Raw genomic sequence first — 15,936 nt, 5'->3', positions numbered from 1 at the left:
GGCGGGGAGCAAGCGCAGCTTGCGCATCTGCCTGGCCATCCCCAGGTATAATAGCTGCTTTGCGGCTATTATACCACATCTTGAAAAGGGGGACAAACACAAAAAAGAGGGACGCCCGTCCTTTCGCCCTCTCTGCGGCCTCTGATATACTAAAGACAACAAGAGCCCCGGCCGCCCCCGTCTTTGCCGGGACCACCACGGAGAAAAGGAGTGTTTGTTGTGTCACCCATTCTCGTAGACATGGACCGGGCGGGCGCCGCCGGCCTGGCGGCCCTGCTGCAGAGCGGCCAATCCGTCTGTGCGGCCGTCGCCTCCTACGGGCGCGGCGGCGCGGGGGAGGCCCTGGCCGCCGCCGAAGAGGGCTGCCGCCTGGCGGGGGAGAGTATCCCTCTGCACCAGGGGATGTGCGGCCCCATGGTCCCGCTGGCGAAAGCCGCCCCCAGCGCTGGGGAAAAGGCCCCCCTGGCCGGAGTCCTGGCCCTGAGTTGTGCCCTGGCCGCCGCCCCCTGCCAGGTGCAGATCTTGGCCCTGGGGCCCCTCACCGATCTGGCCATGGCCTTTCTGCGCGACCCGGAGGGCTTTTCCCAGGCCGCGGGCATCCTCCTCTGCGGGGGGGCCCAACTGGGCTACCCCGCCCAGAGTGAGACCGCCGAGTACAACCTGCTGTGCGATCCCGAGGCGGCCTCGGTGGTTCTCTCCTGCGGGGTGCCGGTGAGGGTCCTCCCGCGGGAGACGGCCGCCGAAGCGGCCGCCGGCCTCGCCCTCCCCGATATGGGGCGGTGGCGCGCCCTCCTGGACCGGGACGGCGGCCAAGGGCTTTTGGGGGCGGTGGGGGCCGCTGTGGCGGCCGATCCCGCCCTCATCGCCGAGAGCTTTGCCTGCAACCTGTCGGTGGACACCTCCGGCAGCCGCACCCGCGGACAACTCAACGCCACCCGGCTGGCCGGCACCATCATCGACGGCCAGGCCGATCTGCTCACCGCCCAGGTGATCACCCGCTTGGACCACACCGCCCTGCAGGCCTGGTTTGACCGGGCCGCCACCCAGATGGAAAGGGGGGCTCTCTGATGCGCCACATCCTCTTTGACACCGACACCGCCTCCGACGACGCGGTGGCCCTGGTCATGTCCCTGCGCTGCGCGGACATCCACATCGAGGCCGTCACCTGCGTCTGCGGCAATATCATCCTGCCCAAGGTGATCCGCAACGCCCGCATCGCCGTGGAGAAGGCCGGCACCTACCGCCCGCCAGTCTACGCGGGGATGGCCTGCCCCCTCTTCGGGCAGCCCACCTCCTTTGGCGAGCAGGCCCACGGGCCCGACGGCCTGGGGGGGATGAACTACCCCGAGCCCTCGGTCCCCCTGTCCCCGGGCCACGCGGTGGATCAGATCATCCGCCTGGCGCAGGAGGTGGACGACCTGGAAATCCTCGCCCTGGGGCCCCTGACCAACATCGCCATGGCCATCCTCCTGGCCCCTGAGGCCATGAAGCGGGTGAAAAACATCACCCTCATGGGTGGCCAATACCGGATGATCGACGCCTTTACCGCCAACGCCGAGTTCAACATCGCCATGGACGCCGAGGCCGCCAAGATCGTCTTTGCCAGCGGAATGCACCTGACGGTGGTCCCCATCGACGTCTGTTACGGCCACACCGAGATCGACGCGGCCGACCGGGCAGTCCTGCGGGGCTACCACACCGAGGTGGGGGATTTCTACATCGATGCCAACCGCACCCTGCTGGAGATGAACAAGGGCGCTTACGGCAAGGACATCATCTCCATGCCCGACCCCACCGCCGCCGCGGTGGTGATGGACCCCGCGGTGGTGAGCGGCCAGATCGAGTGCTTTGCCGACGTGGAGATCAAGAGCCCCTTTGCCATGGGCGAGTTGCTCTACGACTTTGACGGCCGCAGCGGCAACCCCCAAAACTGCACCCTCATCACCGAGATCGACCCTGCGCGCTTCAAAGAGATGGTCTTTGCCAGCGCCGACCACTAAATACGCCTCCCTATTTTGCGGCGGGCGGGCTCCCCTCTCGGGGGCCCGCCCACCGCTTTTTCGCAAAATGTTCACCCATTCAAACAAATGATAGAAAATTATTTACAAATGAACGCATCATTTTTACAAATACCCATTGACTTTTCCTGAAAAAGGAGAAATAATAGAGGCAGTAAGACCGGGCGGAGCGCCGCCCTTTTCGCCTGCCCACCAACCCATCTTTGAGGAGGAATTTGTTATGACCCAGCAGGAAATTCTGGCAAAAGTCGACCACACCCTTTTGAAGCCCGAGAGCACCTGGGCGCAAATCAAGCAGATCTGCGACGACGCCATCGAGTACAAGACCGCGTCCATCTGCATCAACCCCTGCTATGTGAAGCGGGCCGTCGAGTACCTGAACGGCCGGGTGCCGGTCTGCACCGTTATCGGCTTCCCTCTCGGGGCCACCCCCACCGCCGTCAAGGTGTTTGAGGCCAAACAGGCCCTGGCCGACGGGGCGGAGGAGTTCGACATGGTCATCAACATCGGCGCCCTCAAAGACGGCGACTACGAGTATGTCAAGCAGGACATTGCCGCCCTCAAAGAGGCCGTGGGCGATCACGTGCTGAAGGTCATCATCGAGACCTGCCTCCTCACCGATGAGGAGAAGGAGAAGATGTGCGACATCGTGGTGGAAGCCGGGGCCGACTTCATCAAGACCTCCACCGGGTTCTCCACCGCCGGGGCCACCTTCCACGACATCGAGCTGTTCAACCGCTGCGTGGCGGGCCGCTGCAAGATCAAGGCCGCCGGCGGCATCAAGTCGGTGGACGACATGGAGAAGTTTGTCTCCCTGGGAGCCGACCGGCTGGGCACCAGCTCCGCCATCAAACTGCTGAAAAATCAGGAGACCGGCGGCGCCTACTAAGCCACCGTCCTCCCTGTTCCCAAAGAGGGGGGCGCGCAGAATCTGCGCGCCCCCCTCTTTTTCTTTCGCACAACCTGCCCGACAGGCAGGTTTTTCTTCTCCCAAGTTTCCCCCCCGTCCATTGCGAGGCCCCTTCTCCCATGGTAGGATAAAAGCAGAAACAACAGCGGAGAGGAGCGGCAACATGGAACTGAAAATCGGCGAGACCATCCTGCACAGGCGCAGAGAGAGGGGGCTGACCCAGGAACAGCTGGCGGCGGCGGTGGGGGTCTCTCCCCCGGCGGTGAGCAAGTGGGAGCGGGGCGTCACCTGCCCCGACATCGCCCTGCTGGCCCCCCTGGCCCGGGCGCTGGACACCACGGTGGACCAGCTGCTCTCCTTCACCCCCCGCCCCAGCGACGAGGAGGTACTGGCCATGGAGGGGGAGGTGCGCACCCTCATGCTCACCGAGGGCTTTGCCGCCGGCCGGGCCCGGGGGGAAGCCCTGTTGCGCCAATACCCCAACGCCGACTACCTGAAGTTCCGGATGGCCGCCCTCTTTCAGCTGGGATTGGGCATCACCCCCACCCCGGAGACCGACCCCGCCCTGGCAGAGGCTGCCCTTGCCCGCACGGTGGAACTGATGGAGCAGGTCGTGGCCGGCGGCGACCCCCGGCTGCGCGAAGCCGCTGCCTCGGTGCTGGCCAGCCTGCTCATCACTACGGGGGAGCTGGCGCGGGCCCAGGCCCTGCTGGACAGTCTCCCCCGGAAGGAGGTGGACCCAGCGGACCTCTACGTCTCCCTCTACCTGGCCCAGGGGGACTGCGAAAAGGCCGAGGCCACCGCCCAGGGCCGCCTCTACCAGGCTGTGGCCGCCGCCGGGTTGGCCCTGGAGCAACTCATGGACATCGCCTGCCGCCAGGGCCGGAGGGAGACCGCCCTCGCCCTGGCCGACGATGCCGCCGCCCTGACTTGCCGCTTCGGCGTCACCGGCCCCTTCTGCGGGTGGGATGTCCGCGCTGAACTCCTGGCCGCCAGCGGGGAAATAGATGACGCCCTGGACGCCTTTGATCGCTATGTGGACACCCTCGCCGCCCAGACCCTCGACTTTTCCCAGAGCCCCCACTTTGCCAAAGCCCCCCTCCACCGCCCAGACGTCCGCCAGCTCAAGAACAACCGGCTGCTCATGGCCCAGGCCCTGGCCGATGACCGCCGCTTTGCCCCCCTGCTGGAGCAGCCCCGCTACCGGGACGCCCTCCGGCGGCTGGCCGAGAGCGCCGGCAACCTGGACAGAGAAACCGCCCAAAATCCAGTTGACAAGGGCTGCGCGCCGTGCTAGCATAGAACACATCACAAAGACCGACACAGGCAATGAAGAGAAGAGTACGCTTCGCACGCTCGCCAAAGAGAGCCCCGGACGGTGAAAAGGGGTGCGAAAGGCGGGGCGGAAAATGGTCTCGGAGCTGCGCACCGACCGGGCGAAAAGGCCCCTAGGCTGCGACGGGGGCGCCCGTTACCGCGCCGGGGTATCGACAGGCAAAAAGGGGAAAAGCCCTGCCTGTCCGCACCCGCCGAGGCCCGCTTCTCTCGGGCAAAATCAAGGTGGTACCGCGAAGCTGACAGCTCTCGCCCTTGCAGCGCCAATCGTGCGCTCTGGGGCGGGGGCTTTTTTGCTGCCCCCCTTCCCCACCGGCCGGTCTTGTGTCGCGAAGGACAAACAGCGAAAAGGAGGATCCCCCATGAAATTGGAAACCAAGTGCCTGCACGCCGGCTATGCCCCGGAAAACGGCCAGCCCTGCGCCCTGCCCATCTACCAGTCCACCACCTACAAGTACGACTCCACCGACCACGTCGGCGCCCTCTTTGACTTGAGCGCCCCGGGGCACATGTACTCGCGCATCTCCAACCCCACCGTGGCCGCGGTGGAGGAGAAGATCGCCGCCCTGGAGGGGGGGATCGGTGCCCTCTGCACCACCTCCGGCCAGGCCGCCAACCTGCTGGCAGTGCTCAACATCTGCTCGGCCGGGGACAGCCTGGTGGCCGTCCCCACCATCTACGGCGGCACCATCAACCTCTTTGCCGTCACCCTCAAGCGGCTGGGGATCGAGTGCATCTTCGTGGACGGGGACGCCAGCCCCGAGGAGATTCGGGCCGCCTTCAAGCCCAACACCCGCCTGGTCTTTGGCGAGACCATCGCCAACCCGGCCATCAGCGTCTTTGACATCGAGAAGTTCGCCCAGGTGGCCCACGAGCAGGGGGTCCCCCTGGTGGTGGACAACACCTTTGCCACCCCCATCCTCTGCCGTCCCTTCGCGTTCGGGGCCGACATCGTCACCCACTCCACCACCAAGTACATGGACGGCCACGCCATCCAGGTGGGCGGGGTGATCGTGGACAGCGGCAAGTTCGACTGGCAAAACGGCCGCTTCCCCGAGCTGACCGAACCGGACGAGTCCTACCACGGGGTTTGCTATGTGCGCGACTTCGGGGCCGCCGCCTACATCACCAAGGCCCGGGTGCAGCTGATGCGGGACTTTGGCTGCTACCCCGGCGCCCAGGCCGCCTTCTACCTGAACCTGGGGCTGGAGACCCTGCCGGTGCGGATGGAGCGCTACTGCAAAAACGCCGAGCAGATGGCCCGCTTCTTTGTCGCCAGCGACAAGGTGGAGTCGGTCAGCTACCCCGCCCTGCCGGGGGACCCCTACCACCAGCTGGCCCAGAAGTACCTGCCCGACGGCTGCAGCGGCGTCCTCTCCCTGACCATCAAGGGCGGCAGAGAGGCGGCGGTCCGCTTTATGGACAGCCTGCGGCTGGCCACCAACGAGGTGCACGTGGCCGACATCCGCACCTGTGTCCTCCACCCCGCCAGCGCCACCCACCGCCAGTTGACCGACACCCAGCTGGTGGCCGCCGGCATCAACCCCGGCCTCATCCGCTTCTCGGTGGGACTTGAGCACATCGACGACATCATGGACGACGCCCGCCAGGCCCTGGAAAAGGTCTGATCCCCCGCCCCTTACAGACGACAAAAAGGCCGCTCCTCCGCCCCGCTGCGACCAAACGGGCGAGAAAGCGGCCTTTTTTTGCTCATTTTTCAATACAAATTGTATAATTTGCTGTAAATACAACAAATACTTCCTTTTTTCGGGGACTTTTTTCCTGTAGGGGAGTGGGCCTCGCTCGCTCCGGGTGGGACGGCAGTAATCTGGAATTTGCTGCCCCGCGGCAAGGGGAATGATAAAAATCACCCACGCCCCGACCAATTTGCAGCCCCGCGGCAACCAACTGCCCGAACCGGAAGAGGGGCTGGAAAACTCTCGCCCCGCTCACCCCTCCAAGCCGCCCGGGTTTGCCAGGAGGGGGCGACCACATTCTGTAAAGGCGTCCGCCTTGCCCCCCTTTTCCACAAAAAAGGAGCCTCTCCCGCCGGCCGGGAGGGGCTCCTCTCTGTTTTGGGGTGCCGTTTTACTTGGTCGCCAGGGAGGTCTCGGTGGCCATCCGCCGGGCGCCGAAGTAGGTGAGGACAAAGTAGGCGCCATAGATGGCCAGGACGATTCCCAGGGTCCAGAGGGTGCTGGGCCAGATGTTTTGCACCCCCAGGGAGGTGAGGGCGTCCTGCATCACGTAGAAGAAGACCGCCGAGTGGACCAGGGCCAGGGCCAGGGGGATGAAGAAGTAGAGGGCCACCTGGGAGAAGACCGCCCCCCGAACCATGCCGTCATCGGTTCCCAACTTGCGCAGCAGCCGGTAGCGCTGGTTGTTGTCCGCCGCCTCGGAGAGCTGCTGCAGGGCTAGAATCGCCGCGCTGGCCAGCAAGAAGACGATGCCCAGATAGATGCCGATGTAGAGGAAGGTCACCTTGCTGCCCAGGGCGATCTGGTAGACCATTTCGGCGGTGGCGCCGTAGATTCGCACCTCGCTCCCGGCCTCGATCTCGCCGCCCACCTGGTTGATGAAGGCGAAAAATTCTTTTTCCGTCTCCTCCTTGTCCCCGGCGTAAAAGCCGCTGACGGTGCCCCGGATGGAGGGGATGGCAGCCGCCACCCGGTCGGGAAGGACAAAGACCACATCGCCCGAGGCGCCGGTGCCGGTGCTGGTCTCCAGCGAGCCGGTGAGATAGCCGCCGCGATAAGCCGTGAGGGTCTCCCCCGCCAGGGTCAGGGATCGCTCGGTCGCCAGATACCGCTTGACCGCCTTCTGGGCGTCGCCAGAGAGGGCGACTACCCCGTACTCCCCCTGTGACAGATCGACCGTGGGTTGGCCCGAGAGCTCCATGAGGGCGTTGTAATCGCTCTGGGAAACCGCGTCGATGGTGACATTGACCCCCGGTATGTCCTCCCCTTCATAGCAGCCGGCCAGCAAGTCGGACTTGCGGATGCCGGTGTCGTGGTAGGCAAAGGAGACCGAGCGCTCCAAATAGTCGTCCAGGTCGTAGCCGTGCTCGCCCAGCAGCTCCAAAACCGGGCGGCCGCTGTCATTCGCCGAGCCGTTGTAGAGGCTCACATCGTAGCGGGTGCAAACCTCTAACTCGCTCTGCATCGAGTCGGCCACCCCAATGCCGAAGGAGAGGGCGCCCACCGCCAGCAGGAGCATCAGGCAGATAAAGGTCACCGAGAGATAGGTGGTGTTGATCTTGCTGTTGAGCTGGCGCAGCACAAACATGTTGAGCTTGTTGTAGTAAAGCCGCCTGTTGGATTTGCAGATGCGCAGGAGAAATCCCGAGAGGGACATGAAGAAGAGGAGGGTCCCCACCCCGCCGATGGCCATGATCACGGGGATTTCGTTGCCCAGTACCCGCATCCCGTTTTTGATGAACATCCCGTAGGCAGTGCCGATGAGAGCCACCGAGAGCAGGAAGAGCACCACCGCATGCCAGAGTTTTTTGGCGCGAAAGCGCTGGTTTTTCTTCTGGGCCGACAGCAGGTCGATGAGCTTTTGCCGGGAGATGGAGACGCTGCCCAGGGCCATGACCACCACAAAGATGATGGCAAAGTAGAGGATGGTCTTCCCCGCCGCCACTGGAGAGAAGACGAAGTGAAAGGTGTCCAGCTTGACCTCAAACACCTGCGCGGTCAGCAGGGAGACCGCCTGGGAGGCGGCCACCCCCAGCCCCAGCCCGCAGGCCAGGGAGAGGGCCCCCACCACCGCCGTCTCCAGCAGGAAGATCAGGTTGACCTTGCCCTTGGGCATCCCCAGCAGGGCGTAGACCCCCAGCTCCTTTTTGCGCCGCTTGATGAGGAAGGTGTTGGCGTAGAGGACCAAAAAGCCGAGGACGATGGAGACAAAGACCGAGAGGACATCCATGATCTGAATGAGCATGGCGAAGATCGAGGACTGCACCGGGCTGTCCATGGCCTGCTGGGCGTCCATGGAGCCGAAGACGTAGAAGATGCAGACGCCAAAAGTCAGGGTGAGAAAGTAGACGAAGTAGTCCTTTAGGCTGCGGCGGACATTGCGAAAGGCCAGTTTACAGCACATCTGCACTCTCACCTCCCAGCAGGGTCACCACTTCGATGATGCGGGCGAAGAACTCCTTTCGGCTCTGCTCCCCCTTCACCAGTTCCGAGAAGATCCGCCCGTCCTTGATGAAGAGGATGCGGTCGCAGTAGCTGGCGGTGAAGGCGTCGTGGGTGACCATGAGGATGGTGGCCTCCATCACCTGCACCATGGTCTGCAAACTGTGCAGCAGCATCCGGGCGGACTTGGAATCCAGCGCCCCGGTGGGCTCGTCGGCCAACACCATCTGCGGGTTGGTGACGATGGCCCGGGCGCAGGCGACCCGCTGCTTCTGCCCGCCGGAGAGCTGGTAGGGGTATTTCTCCAGCACCTCGGCAATCCCCAATTCGGCGGCCACGTTCTGCACCCGCACGTCGATCTCCCGGGCAGGGGTGCGCAGGATGGTCAGGGCCAGGGCCACATTCTCCCGGGCGGTGAGGGTGTCCAAGAGATTGAAGTCCTGAAAGACAAAGCCCAGCTGGCTGCGGCGAAAGGCCGCCAGCTTCTTCCCCCGCATCTGGGTGACGTCCTGCCCCCCTACAAAGATGCTGCCGCTGGTGGCGGTGTCGATGGTGGAGATGCAGTTGAGCAGGGTGGTCTTGCCGGAGCCCGACGCCCCCATTACCCCCAAAAACTCCCCCTTCTCCACCGAGAAGGAGATGTCGTCCACGGCCTTGGTCACATTTCCCCGGCCGCCGTAGTATTTATGCAGGTGTTCCACGCGCAAAATTTCCATAAAAAGCGCTCCCTCCTTGTATCCGCTTGTATTTGGCTCTGGTACCAGTATACCCGCGCGGCCAGGGGGGAGAAAGGGAACTATCTTACATCCGCCTTACGCTTTTGTCACCTTGCCCCCTCCGCCTCTCCGCCCGCCAGGTGGTGGCTCCCCTTGGGGAAGGTGAGGGTGACGCAGGTCCCCTCCCCCACCCGGGACTCCAGCCGGATGCCCAGCCCCAACTTTTTGCAGAGGGTGGCGCAGAGGTAGAGGCCCATGCCGGTGGAGCGGGCAAAGGCGCGGCCATTTTCGCCGGTGAAGCCCTTTTCAAAGACCCGGCCCTGGTCCTGCGGGGGGATGCCCACCCCCCGGTCACACACCGAGAGGGAGATCCCTTCCGCCCCGGCCTCCCCCCGCAGGGAGAGGGAGAGGGACTCTTTCCCCCGGTATTTGGCGGCATTTTGAAACAGCTGTCCCAGGATAAAGACCACCCACTTGACGTCGGTGTAGACGGTGCGATCCAACCCCTCTGAATCCACCCGGGCCCCGTTTTCAATGAGGAGGGTTGCGTTTTTCTTCAGCGCGTCGGCAGTCAGCTGGCGAAGGCTCACCGGGCGGATGGCGTAGTCCTTCTCGGGGGCGCCGCTGCGGGTGTAGTAGAGGGCCTGCTCCACATAGCCGTCAATGCGCTCGGCCTCCCGGCGGATGGCGGCGGGGTCGGGCTGCCGCCCCCCTTCCACCGACAGCAGCAGTAAGGCGATGGGGGTTTTGACCTCGTGCACCCAGGTCTCAATGTACTCCTGGTACTCCCTGGCCTCCACCGCCCGGCGGTCGATCTGGTCGTTCATCGACTTGCCGCAGGCGGCCAGCACCTCTTTCCAAAAGCGGCCTTCGGCAAAGGGTGGGTCCTCCATCAGCTGGGGCAGCAGGCTCTTGCGGTCGAGTTCTCCCAGCACCCGGGCCAGATGTTGGTAGTAGCGGCTGCGGACGTAAGCCTCCACCCCGCAGCAGACGGCCACCGGCACAAACAGCACCAGGCAGATGAAGGCGATGGGCGCGCCCCCCACCCCCAACAGGTGCAGCAGCAATGCCGAGAGGGCGCAGCCCCCGGCGCTGGCCAGCAGCAGGGGCAGCCGCTGGGCCAACAGATCCCTCACTCGCACAGCTGGTACCCCTGGCCCCGGCGGGTGAGCAGATACCCCTCCACCCCAATTTCAGCCAGCTTGCCCCGCAGCCGGTTGACGTTGACGGTGAGGGTGTTGTCGTCCACAAACTCATCCGACTGCCAGAGTTCGCCAATAAGGGCATCCCGGGAGACGATTTCCCCCCGAGCCCGCATCAGCACCCAGAGAATCTGGCGCTCGTTCTTGGTCAGCTCCACCCGCCGCTCGCCGCAGGTGGCCTCGCTGCGGGAGAGTTCCAGCTCCACCCGGCCAAAGCGGGCCGTCCGGCTCTCCCCGCTCTGGTAGCTGCGGGCCAGCACCCGGGCGATGTGGGCCTGCAGCAGCTGGGGGTTGTAGGGCTTGGCCACAAAGTCGTCGGCGCCCAGGTTCATCCCCATCAGCTCGTCCATCTCGGTGTCCCGGCTGGTGACGATGATGATGGGCACCTGGCTGTGCTGGCGCAGCTGGCGGCAGACGGTGTACCCGTCCTGTACCGGCAGGTTGATGTCCAGCAGCACCAGGTGGGGGGCCGCCTCCAAAATCTCCTCCACCGCCCGGCTGAAGTCCTCCACCTGCAGGGCGCGATAGCCGTAGTTTTCCAGCAGCCGCACCAGCTCCCTGGCCATCTGCCGGTCGTCCTCCACCACCATAATGGTCTCTGCCATGGTCCCTCTCCTCTCTATCTCGCCTTTTGTCCAGTATACCACAACCCCACCCCCAGGCAAAGGCAGGGGCCGTTTGCCCGCGCTTTTTTGAAAAGGGGAGAAAGGATGTGTTATGATGGGAAAACCAGGGGGCTCGGCCTTGGCGCAGGGGGGGGGCCCGGCGGATCGGAGCGGGGAGGGATTTTCTGTATGGCGGTGTGGATCGCAATCGGCGCGGCTCTTCTGTGCGCGCTGTTCGTGGTGTTTTCCAAGAGCGAAAAATGAGCGGGCCCTCGCCTTTGTCGGCGCGCAGCGCGGTTTTTCGGCGGCGGGGGCCTTGACGGGATGGGCGGCGCGTCAAATCGACATTTGAGCGGAAAAGGCGGGGGGCTGTCATCCCCGTCGCCTTCCACCAAAAACAGGGGGCGGCCGATTGCAGATCGCATCGGCCGCCCCCTGTTTTAAGCCCTGCCACTTGCGGCGAATAGGGAGGGATCACCGGTTCCCCGCGCCCTCCTCACAGACAATAGAGGACACCACCTTCACCAGTTCCTCCAACTCCATCTGCTCGGCAACGATCTGGTACCCTATGCCCCCCCACTCAAATTCGGCGATGTACATGTCGTAGTGGCCGGCCGGCTCATGGGTCTCGGGGTCGTACGGGCCGTAGGGGGTGGCGCAGTAGCCAAAGGTGACGGCCGTCCCCCCTATGTCGGACGTTTTGATCTCGCTTTCGGGCAGAAGGTAGCAGCAGTCGCCAAACAGCCCCAGCTTGGAAACCCTGACTGAAATGCCCTTGCAGGCGGCCACCTCTTCGCCCAACTTGGGGCTGCCGTCCTCGTAGTAGCCGCTGTAAAAGCCAAGCCAGACGGTGTCTGCCACCACGCTGCCGCTCTTGTCGGCGATGGCCACCGCCGTTCCATTTTGGGGGGAAGCAACCAATCCCTGCGGAATGTAGGCGGGGGTCAACTCTTTGCCGTAGTACCCCGTGATTTCCTCCCTGCCCCAGACAACGCGATCGTAGAGGGCCGGGTCATACCACCTGCGGGCGGCGTCTGAATCCCCTGCAATGTCGTTGAGAAAGACACGGTCCACGCCGATGCCAATTTCAGGCGCTGTCAGCGACCCATTCCCGTCAAAACCGGCTGGTAGCCGCTCCGACAGGGAGGGCAGAACAGCAAACGCCGCAGCGGCGGCGACGGCGAGACAGGCAGCCGCCGCCCATCTCCCCCATCTGCGCGCGGCCCGCCCGCGCCCATACCGGGCGGCCTCCTCATAGTACCGGTCGCCGAGCTCTCCCACCGCTTCCAAAAACAAGTTCGCACTCATCCAATCAACCCTCTTTCCTGCAGGTATCGCCTCATCTTTTGGCGGATGCGGGCAAGTCGGACAGACACATTTTTTTCAGACAATCCAACGCCGGCTGCTATGTCGGAATAGGCGTCCAAATACCCGTAGCGCCGCACGAAGATGACGCGGTCTCTTTTGCCCAAAGTGTCCAAAAAGCCCTCGATCATCCGGGCCAGTTCCCCCGCCTCGATCTCCCCCTCCACCGTCTCGGGGTCTGCGATACAGGCCTCGATCTCCTGCATGGCGACCGTGTACCTGCTGTTTCGCTTGGCCGCCCCCCTTCTCCAATAGGCCGCTAAAGAGCGGTTCCTGACGATCTTGGCGACGTAGGACAGCAGGGGGTTGGGCCTTGCCGGGGGGATCGCGTTCCACGCGCCCAGATAGGCGTCATTCACACACTCCTCCGCGTCCTGCCGGCTGTTCAGGATGTTGTTTGAAAGGGGGTGGAAAGGGTGCCGTACTTCCTGTCCAGCTCCACTATGGCCTGCTCTGAACGCGCGAAGAACAGGTCGATGATCTGTTCGTCTTCCATCGGTCTCATCCCCCTTCCCCTCCTCACCTATACACTACGGTTTCACTGCCAGAAACTACAGGGCACTGTCCAAAAAGGGGGAAAGCGCCTTCCCGACGTCTGCAGATGGGGCGGGACTCCATCCGCCGGTTTGGCGGCAGACAAAGAGGCCGGCGCCCCTTCCAGAGCGCCGGCCCCCACTTCTCCCGCCGGGTCCTATTTGCCAAACAGCTGCATGGCGATCATCACCGCCCCCAGGCCGGTGAGCACCCCACCGGTGATTCGGTTGAGGGTTTTTGCCTGGGCGCGGTTGGCAATTTTGGCTGCCACCTGGGCCCCCAGCAGGGTAGCTGCCACACAGACCACCAGGGCAAAGACGTCGGGCGCACCGCCGATGGCAAAGTGGGAGAGGGCCCCGGTCAGGGCGGTAAAGGTCATAATGAAGACGCTGGTGCCCACAGCCGTCTTCAGTTCATACCCCAGCACACTGGTGAGGATCAGGAGCATCATCATCCCGCCGCCGGCGCCGATAAAGCCGCAGATCAGGCCGATAAAGGCCCCGCAGATGATGGACTGTACCACCTTCTGGCGCAGGCTTTTCCCCTCCTGGGCCTCCTTGGTGTTCATCACCGGGCGCACTAGAAACTTGATGCCCAGGAGCAACGTCATAAAGACCGAGAAGCTGCCCATGGAGGCGTTGGGCACCAGCGAGGCCACATAGCTGCCAACCATGGTAAAGGCCAGCACCGCCGCCAGCATCACCAGTCCGTTTTTGATGTCGATGTTCTTGTTCTTTCCGTAGGTGTAGGCCGAGGCGGCTGAGGCCAGTACGTCCGACGCCAGGGCAATGCCCACCGCCTCATAGGCGGGAAAACCCAAAAAGGTGATCAGCATGGGGGAGATGACAGCGGCCGCACTCATCCCCGCAAAGCCGGTTCCCACCCCGGCCCCCAACCCCGCAATGATACAGACGATCAACTTCCAAAACACAGTGTATGCCCCTTTCAACAATCCTTCATATTGTCCATCAGTTTGGCAAAGACGGCGGCCATGACCGCCCCCTCCTGGGGGGAGATGCCCCGGCGCAGCCTCTCCCAAAAAGCGGCCTGGGCGGCAGCGCCCGCCTCCACCGCCGGGCGGGCGGCGGGCAGCAGCTTCAACCGCACCACCCGCCGGTCCCTCTCGTCGGGGACGGCGGCCAGGTAGCCGCGCCGCACCAGGGCGTCCACCGCCTTGGAGACCCCCGATTTGGCCATCCCCCGCAACTCCACCACCTCTCTGGCAGTGTCGCAGCTGGGGTTGTTGTGCAAAAAGAGCAGCACATCCACCTCGGCCCGGCTCAGGCCCCAATCCTCGGTCATTTTGCCGAGGGCCCGGTTGTAGCCCCGCGCAAAGGCCTGTCCCACCTTGAGGGCGTCTGTCGAAGAGAACACCGTCCTTCCCCCTCTCAAAAGTTCATTACAGAACAGTTCAAACAAGAACTATTTTAACACCAATATGAACCCTGTCAAGGGAGAGCCGGCGGGTTTTCCGCCAGATGCCGGCAAAATTGTTGACATTCTTGGGGATTGATGCTATTTTTGATAGGTGATTGATTGTGTGGGGGAGTAGTGGGCGCACCCGGTGCGCTGGCATGTCAACACGCTGGTCTGCCACCGCAGACCTGGCCTGCCTTAAAAAACGAGACTCACGGGATCGCACAGCCGCCCCAAATAGGGGGGGCTGGCGGTGCCGTGGGTCTTTTTTATCCCTATGCCCCCGCGCGAGGAGGAGAAAAGATGAATTTGTGGGAACTTTTTGTCATTGCCGTCGGGCTGTCTATGGACGCCTTTGCCGTCTCCATCTGCAAGGGGCTCTCGGTGCAGCGGGCAGGGGCCAAGCACTGCCTCATCGCCGGACTCTATTTCGGCGGCTTTCAGGCCCTGATGCCCCTTGTAGGCTATCTGCTGGGGCGGCAGTTTGCCTCCCTCATCACCCAGTTTGACCACTGGATCGCCTTTGTGCTGCTGGCCTTCATCGGCCTTAACATGGTGCGGGAGTCCCGCCAGGAGGAGTGTCCGGCGGGGGACTTTGGCCCCAAGAGCATGCTCCCCTTGGCGGTGGCCACCAGCATCGACGCCCTGGCAGTGGGGATCACCTTCGCCTTTTTGCAGGTGCAGATTGTCCCCGCCGTCAGCTTCATCGGGGGGGTGACCTTCCTGCTCTCTTTGGTGGGGGTCAAGGTGGGCAACGTCTTTGGCGCCAAGTACAAGTCCAAGGCGGAGCTCTGCGGGGGCCTGGTCCTCATCGCCATGGGCCTGAAAATCCTGCTGGATCACCTGGGTATTCTGGGATAGCCTTGTTTTCTCGACAAACCTCTCTTTTAATTTGCAAATTTTTGATATAGAATGTGTATAGAGTATGATTCATATCATCTGATTGAGGAGGGATTGTTGTGAAAAAGATATTTGCCGTTGCTCTCTGCCTAGGATTTCTGTTTTCACTGCTGATGACGGGATGTAAGGACAAGGGTGAGCCAAACCCGCCCGCCCCCCCTTCCTCTGCCAGCACCCCCTTTTCCACAGATCTCTCCAACCAAGAGGTCTACGAGCGGTATGTAAAACCCGTCCGCGTTCTGGTGGGGGAACAGCCCGACTGGTCCGACCCCGCGCAGCTGGATGTGGACAAGCTCCTTGTCTGGTGCTTTTTCTACCCAAAATACCCCGACAACACGGTCCCCGACGGGGAGAAATACGGCGAGCCGTACAGTGGCCAGCCCTTTGGCTACCTCTTTGCGCAGGCGGAAGTGGAGTCGTTCACCGCAAATTTCTTTGGATTGACCGCTGTCCAGACCCGCTCTGCCTTCGCCTATCTGCCGGAGAAGGAGAGCTATGCCATTCAGGTGCACAGCTACGGCTCGCTCTATGACGCCGAGGTGACCGGTTACAGGGTCGACGGGGACAAAATGGACATCGATCTAGACGTCTTCTCCCTGGCCGACGGGGAGAGAGACCAGCTCGTTTCCCACAGAACCCTCTCCCTTGTCTCTGCGGACGGGGGGGCGTTTACCTACACCGCACTGCAGACCGACAAGGGCTGACGCGAGGGCGGGGACAGCAATGGGGGATCGTCCCCGCTGCCGCCAATCCCCCTGCACATATCGCAAAAGGCAAAGCAAATTATACGCAAAAA

Annotated in this window: 15 protein-coding genes; 7 read left to right on the top strand and 8 right to left on the bottom strand. The window is 63.2% G+C overall.

Annotation, left to right across the window (positions count from 1 at the left end):
• The first annotated feature begins 219 nt into the window (after positions 1 to 219).
• From HJY11_RS09005 to HJY11_RS08985, 5 genes are all read left to right on the top strand, one after another.
• The gene (locus HJY11_RS09005; protein WP_208075632.1) at positions 220 to 1,068 is read left to right on the top strand and encodes a nucleoside hydrolase; all 849 of its coding nucleotides are present in this window, start codon (positions 220 to 222) and stop codon (positions 1,066 to 1,068) included.
• Positions 1,068 to 2,000: a nucleoside hydrolase gene (locus HJY11_RS09000; protein ID WP_208075631.1), complete on the top strand. Its 933-nt coding sequence runs from the start codon at positions 1,068 to 1,070 to the stop codon at positions 1,998 to 2,000. Before HJY11_RS09005 ends, HJY11_RS09000 begins: the two co-directional genes overlap by 1 nt.
• Positions 2,001 to 2,238: 238 nt before the next feature.
• Positions 2,239 to 2,907 (top strand): deoxyribose-phosphate aldolase, encoded by a 669-nt coding sequence (deoC, locus tag HJY11_RS08995; RefSeq protein WP_208075630.1) that lies wholly within the window; start codon positions 2,239 to 2,241, stop codon positions 2,905 to 2,907.
• A 184-nt stretch (positions 2,908 to 3,091) separates the two neighbouring features.
• Positions 3,092 to 4,225, top strand: a complete 1,134-nt coding sequence (locus HJY11_RS08990) for a helix-turn-helix domain-containing protein (protein ID WP_208075629.1) — start codon at positions 3,092 to 3,094, stop codon at positions 4,223 to 4,225.
• A gap of 400 nt (positions 4,226 to 4,625) precedes the next feature.
• Complete coding sequence (locus HJY11_RS08985; protein ID WP_208075628.1) at positions 4,626 to 5,891, top strand: O-acetylhomoserine aminocarboxypropyltransferase/cysteine synthase family protein; 1,266 nt, start codon at positions 4,626 to 4,628, stop codon at positions 5,889 to 5,891.
• 460 nt (positions 5,892 to 6,351) lie between these two features.
• Here the strand turns inward: HJY11_RS08985 and HJY11_RS08980 are convergent, their stop codons facing one another.
• The 8 genes from HJY11_RS08980 to HJY11_RS08945 all read right to left on the bottom strand — a co-directional run bounded on the left by HJY11_RS08980 (position 6,352) and on the right by HJY11_RS08945 (position 14,198).
• Positions 6,352 to 8,364, bottom strand: coding sequence for an FtsX-like permease family protein (locus tag HJY11_RS08980; protein ID WP_208075627.1), 2,013 nt, complete (start codon positions 8,362 to 8,364; stop codon positions 6,352 to 6,354).
• The gene (locus HJY11_RS08975; RefSeq protein ID WP_208075626.1) at positions 8,354 to 9,118 is read right to left on the bottom strand and encodes an ABC transporter ATP-binding protein; all 765 of its coding nucleotides are present in this window, start codon (positions 9,116 to 9,118) and stop codon (positions 8,354 to 8,356) included. Before HJY11_RS08975 ends, HJY11_RS08980 begins: the two co-directional genes overlap by 11 nt.
• 107 nt (positions 9,119 to 9,225) lie before the next feature.
• Complete coding sequence (locus tag HJY11_RS08970; protein ID WP_208075625.1) at positions 9,226 to 10,260, bottom strand: sensor histidine kinase; 1,035 nt, start codon at positions 10,258 to 10,260, stop codon at positions 9,226 to 9,228.
• Positions 10,251 to 10,925 (bottom strand): response regulator transcription factor, encoded by a 675-nt coding sequence (locus HJY11_RS08965; protein ID WP_208075624.1) that lies wholly within the window; start codon positions 10,923 to 10,925, stop codon positions 10,251 to 10,253. Before HJY11_RS08965 ends, HJY11_RS08970 begins: the two co-directional genes overlap by 10 nt.
• A gap of 474 nt (positions 10,926 to 11,399) precedes the next feature.
• Positions 11,400 to 12,233, bottom strand: a complete 834-nt coding sequence (locus HJY11_RS08960; RefSeq protein ID WP_208075623.1) for a hypothetical protein — start codon at positions 12,231 to 12,233, stop codon at positions 11,400 to 11,402.
• Entirely contained in the window at positions 12,230 to 12,649 is a 420-nt protein-coding gene (locus HJY11_RS08955) for an RNA polymerase sigma factor (RefSeq protein ID WP_368041567.1), read from the bottom strand. Before HJY11_RS08955 ends, HJY11_RS08960 begins: the two co-directional genes overlap by 4 nt.
• A gap of 332 nt (positions 12,650 to 12,981) precedes the next feature.
• Positions 12,982 to 13,755, bottom strand: coding sequence for a sulfite exporter TauE/SafE family protein (locus HJY11_RS08950; RefSeq protein WP_208075622.1), 774 nt, complete (start codon positions 13,753 to 13,755; stop codon positions 12,982 to 12,984).
• Between the two features lie 14 nt (positions 13,756 to 13,769).
• The gene (locus HJY11_RS08945) at positions 13,770 to 14,198 is read right to left on the bottom strand and encodes a MarR family winged helix-turn-helix transcriptional regulator (protein WP_208075621.1); all 429 of its coding nucleotides are present in this window, start codon (positions 14,196 to 14,198) and stop codon (positions 13,770 to 13,772) included.
• A 345-nt stretch (positions 14,199 to 14,543) separates the two neighbouring features.
• On the opposite strand from HJY11_RS08945, the gene HJY11_RS08940 reads away from it, so the two are divergent.
• The gene (locus HJY11_RS08940; RefSeq protein WP_208075620.1) at positions 14,544 to 15,101 is read left to right on the top strand and encodes a manganese efflux pump MntP; all 558 of its coding nucleotides are present in this window, start codon (positions 14,544 to 14,546) and stop codon (positions 15,099 to 15,101) included.
• Between the two features lie 98 nt (positions 15,102 to 15,199).
• The gene (locus HJY11_RS08935; protein WP_208075619.1) at positions 15,200 to 15,844 is read left to right on the top strand and encodes a hypothetical protein; all 645 of its coding nucleotides are present in this window, start codon (positions 15,200 to 15,202) and stop codon (positions 15,842 to 15,844) included.
• Positions 15,845 to 15,936 lie beyond the last annotated feature (92 nt).

This window comes from Bittarella massiliensis (ex Durand et al. 2017) (assembly GCF_017566145.1).
GTDB classification, from domain to species: domain Bacteria; phylum Bacillota; class Clostridia; order Oscillospirales; family Ruminococcaceae; genus Bittarella; species Bittarella massiliensis_A.
The sequence above is the reverse complement of the archived record's forward strand: the minus strand, read 5'-3'. Positions and strand labels throughout refer to the sequence as shown.

Excerpts from the sequence above, each read along its gene's own strand:
- HJY11_RS09000 (WP_208075631.1), top strand. The coding sequence starts at position 1,068 with ATGCGCCACATCCTCTTTGACACCGACACCGCCTCCGACGACGCGGTG.
- HJY11_RS08985 (WP_208075628.1), top strand. The coding sequence starts at position 4,626 with ATGAAATTGGAAACCAAGTGCCTGCACGCCGGCTATGCCCCGGAAAAC.
- HJY11_RS08960 (WP_208075623.1), bottom strand. The coding sequence starts at position 12,233 with ATGAGTGCGAACTTGTTTTTGGAAGCGGTGGGAGAGCTCGGCGACCGG.
- HJY11_RS08965 (WP_208075624.1), bottom strand. The coding sequence starts at position 10,925 with ATGGCAGAGACCATTATGGTGGTGGAGGACGACCGGCAGATGGCCAGG.
- deoC (WP_208075630.1), top strand. The coding sequence starts at position 2,239 with ATGACCCAGCAGGAAATTCTGGCAAAAGTCGACCACACCCTTTTGAAG.
- HJY11_RS08990 (WP_208075629.1), top strand. The coding sequence starts at position 3,092 with ATGGAACTGAAAATCGGCGAGACCATCCTGCACAGGCGCAGAGAGAGG.
- HJY11_RS08980 (WP_208075627.1), bottom strand. The coding sequence starts at position 8,364 with ATGTGCTGTAAACTGGCCTTTCGCAATGTCCGCCGCAGCCTAAAGGAC.
- HJY11_RS08940 (WP_208075620.1), top strand. The coding sequence starts at position 14,544 with ATGAATTTGTGGGAACTTTTTGTCATTGCCGTCGGGCTGTCTATGGAC.
- HJY11_RS08975 (WP_208075626.1), bottom strand. The coding sequence starts at position 9,118 with ATGGAAATTTTGCGCGTGGAACACCTGCATAAATACTACGGCGGCCGG.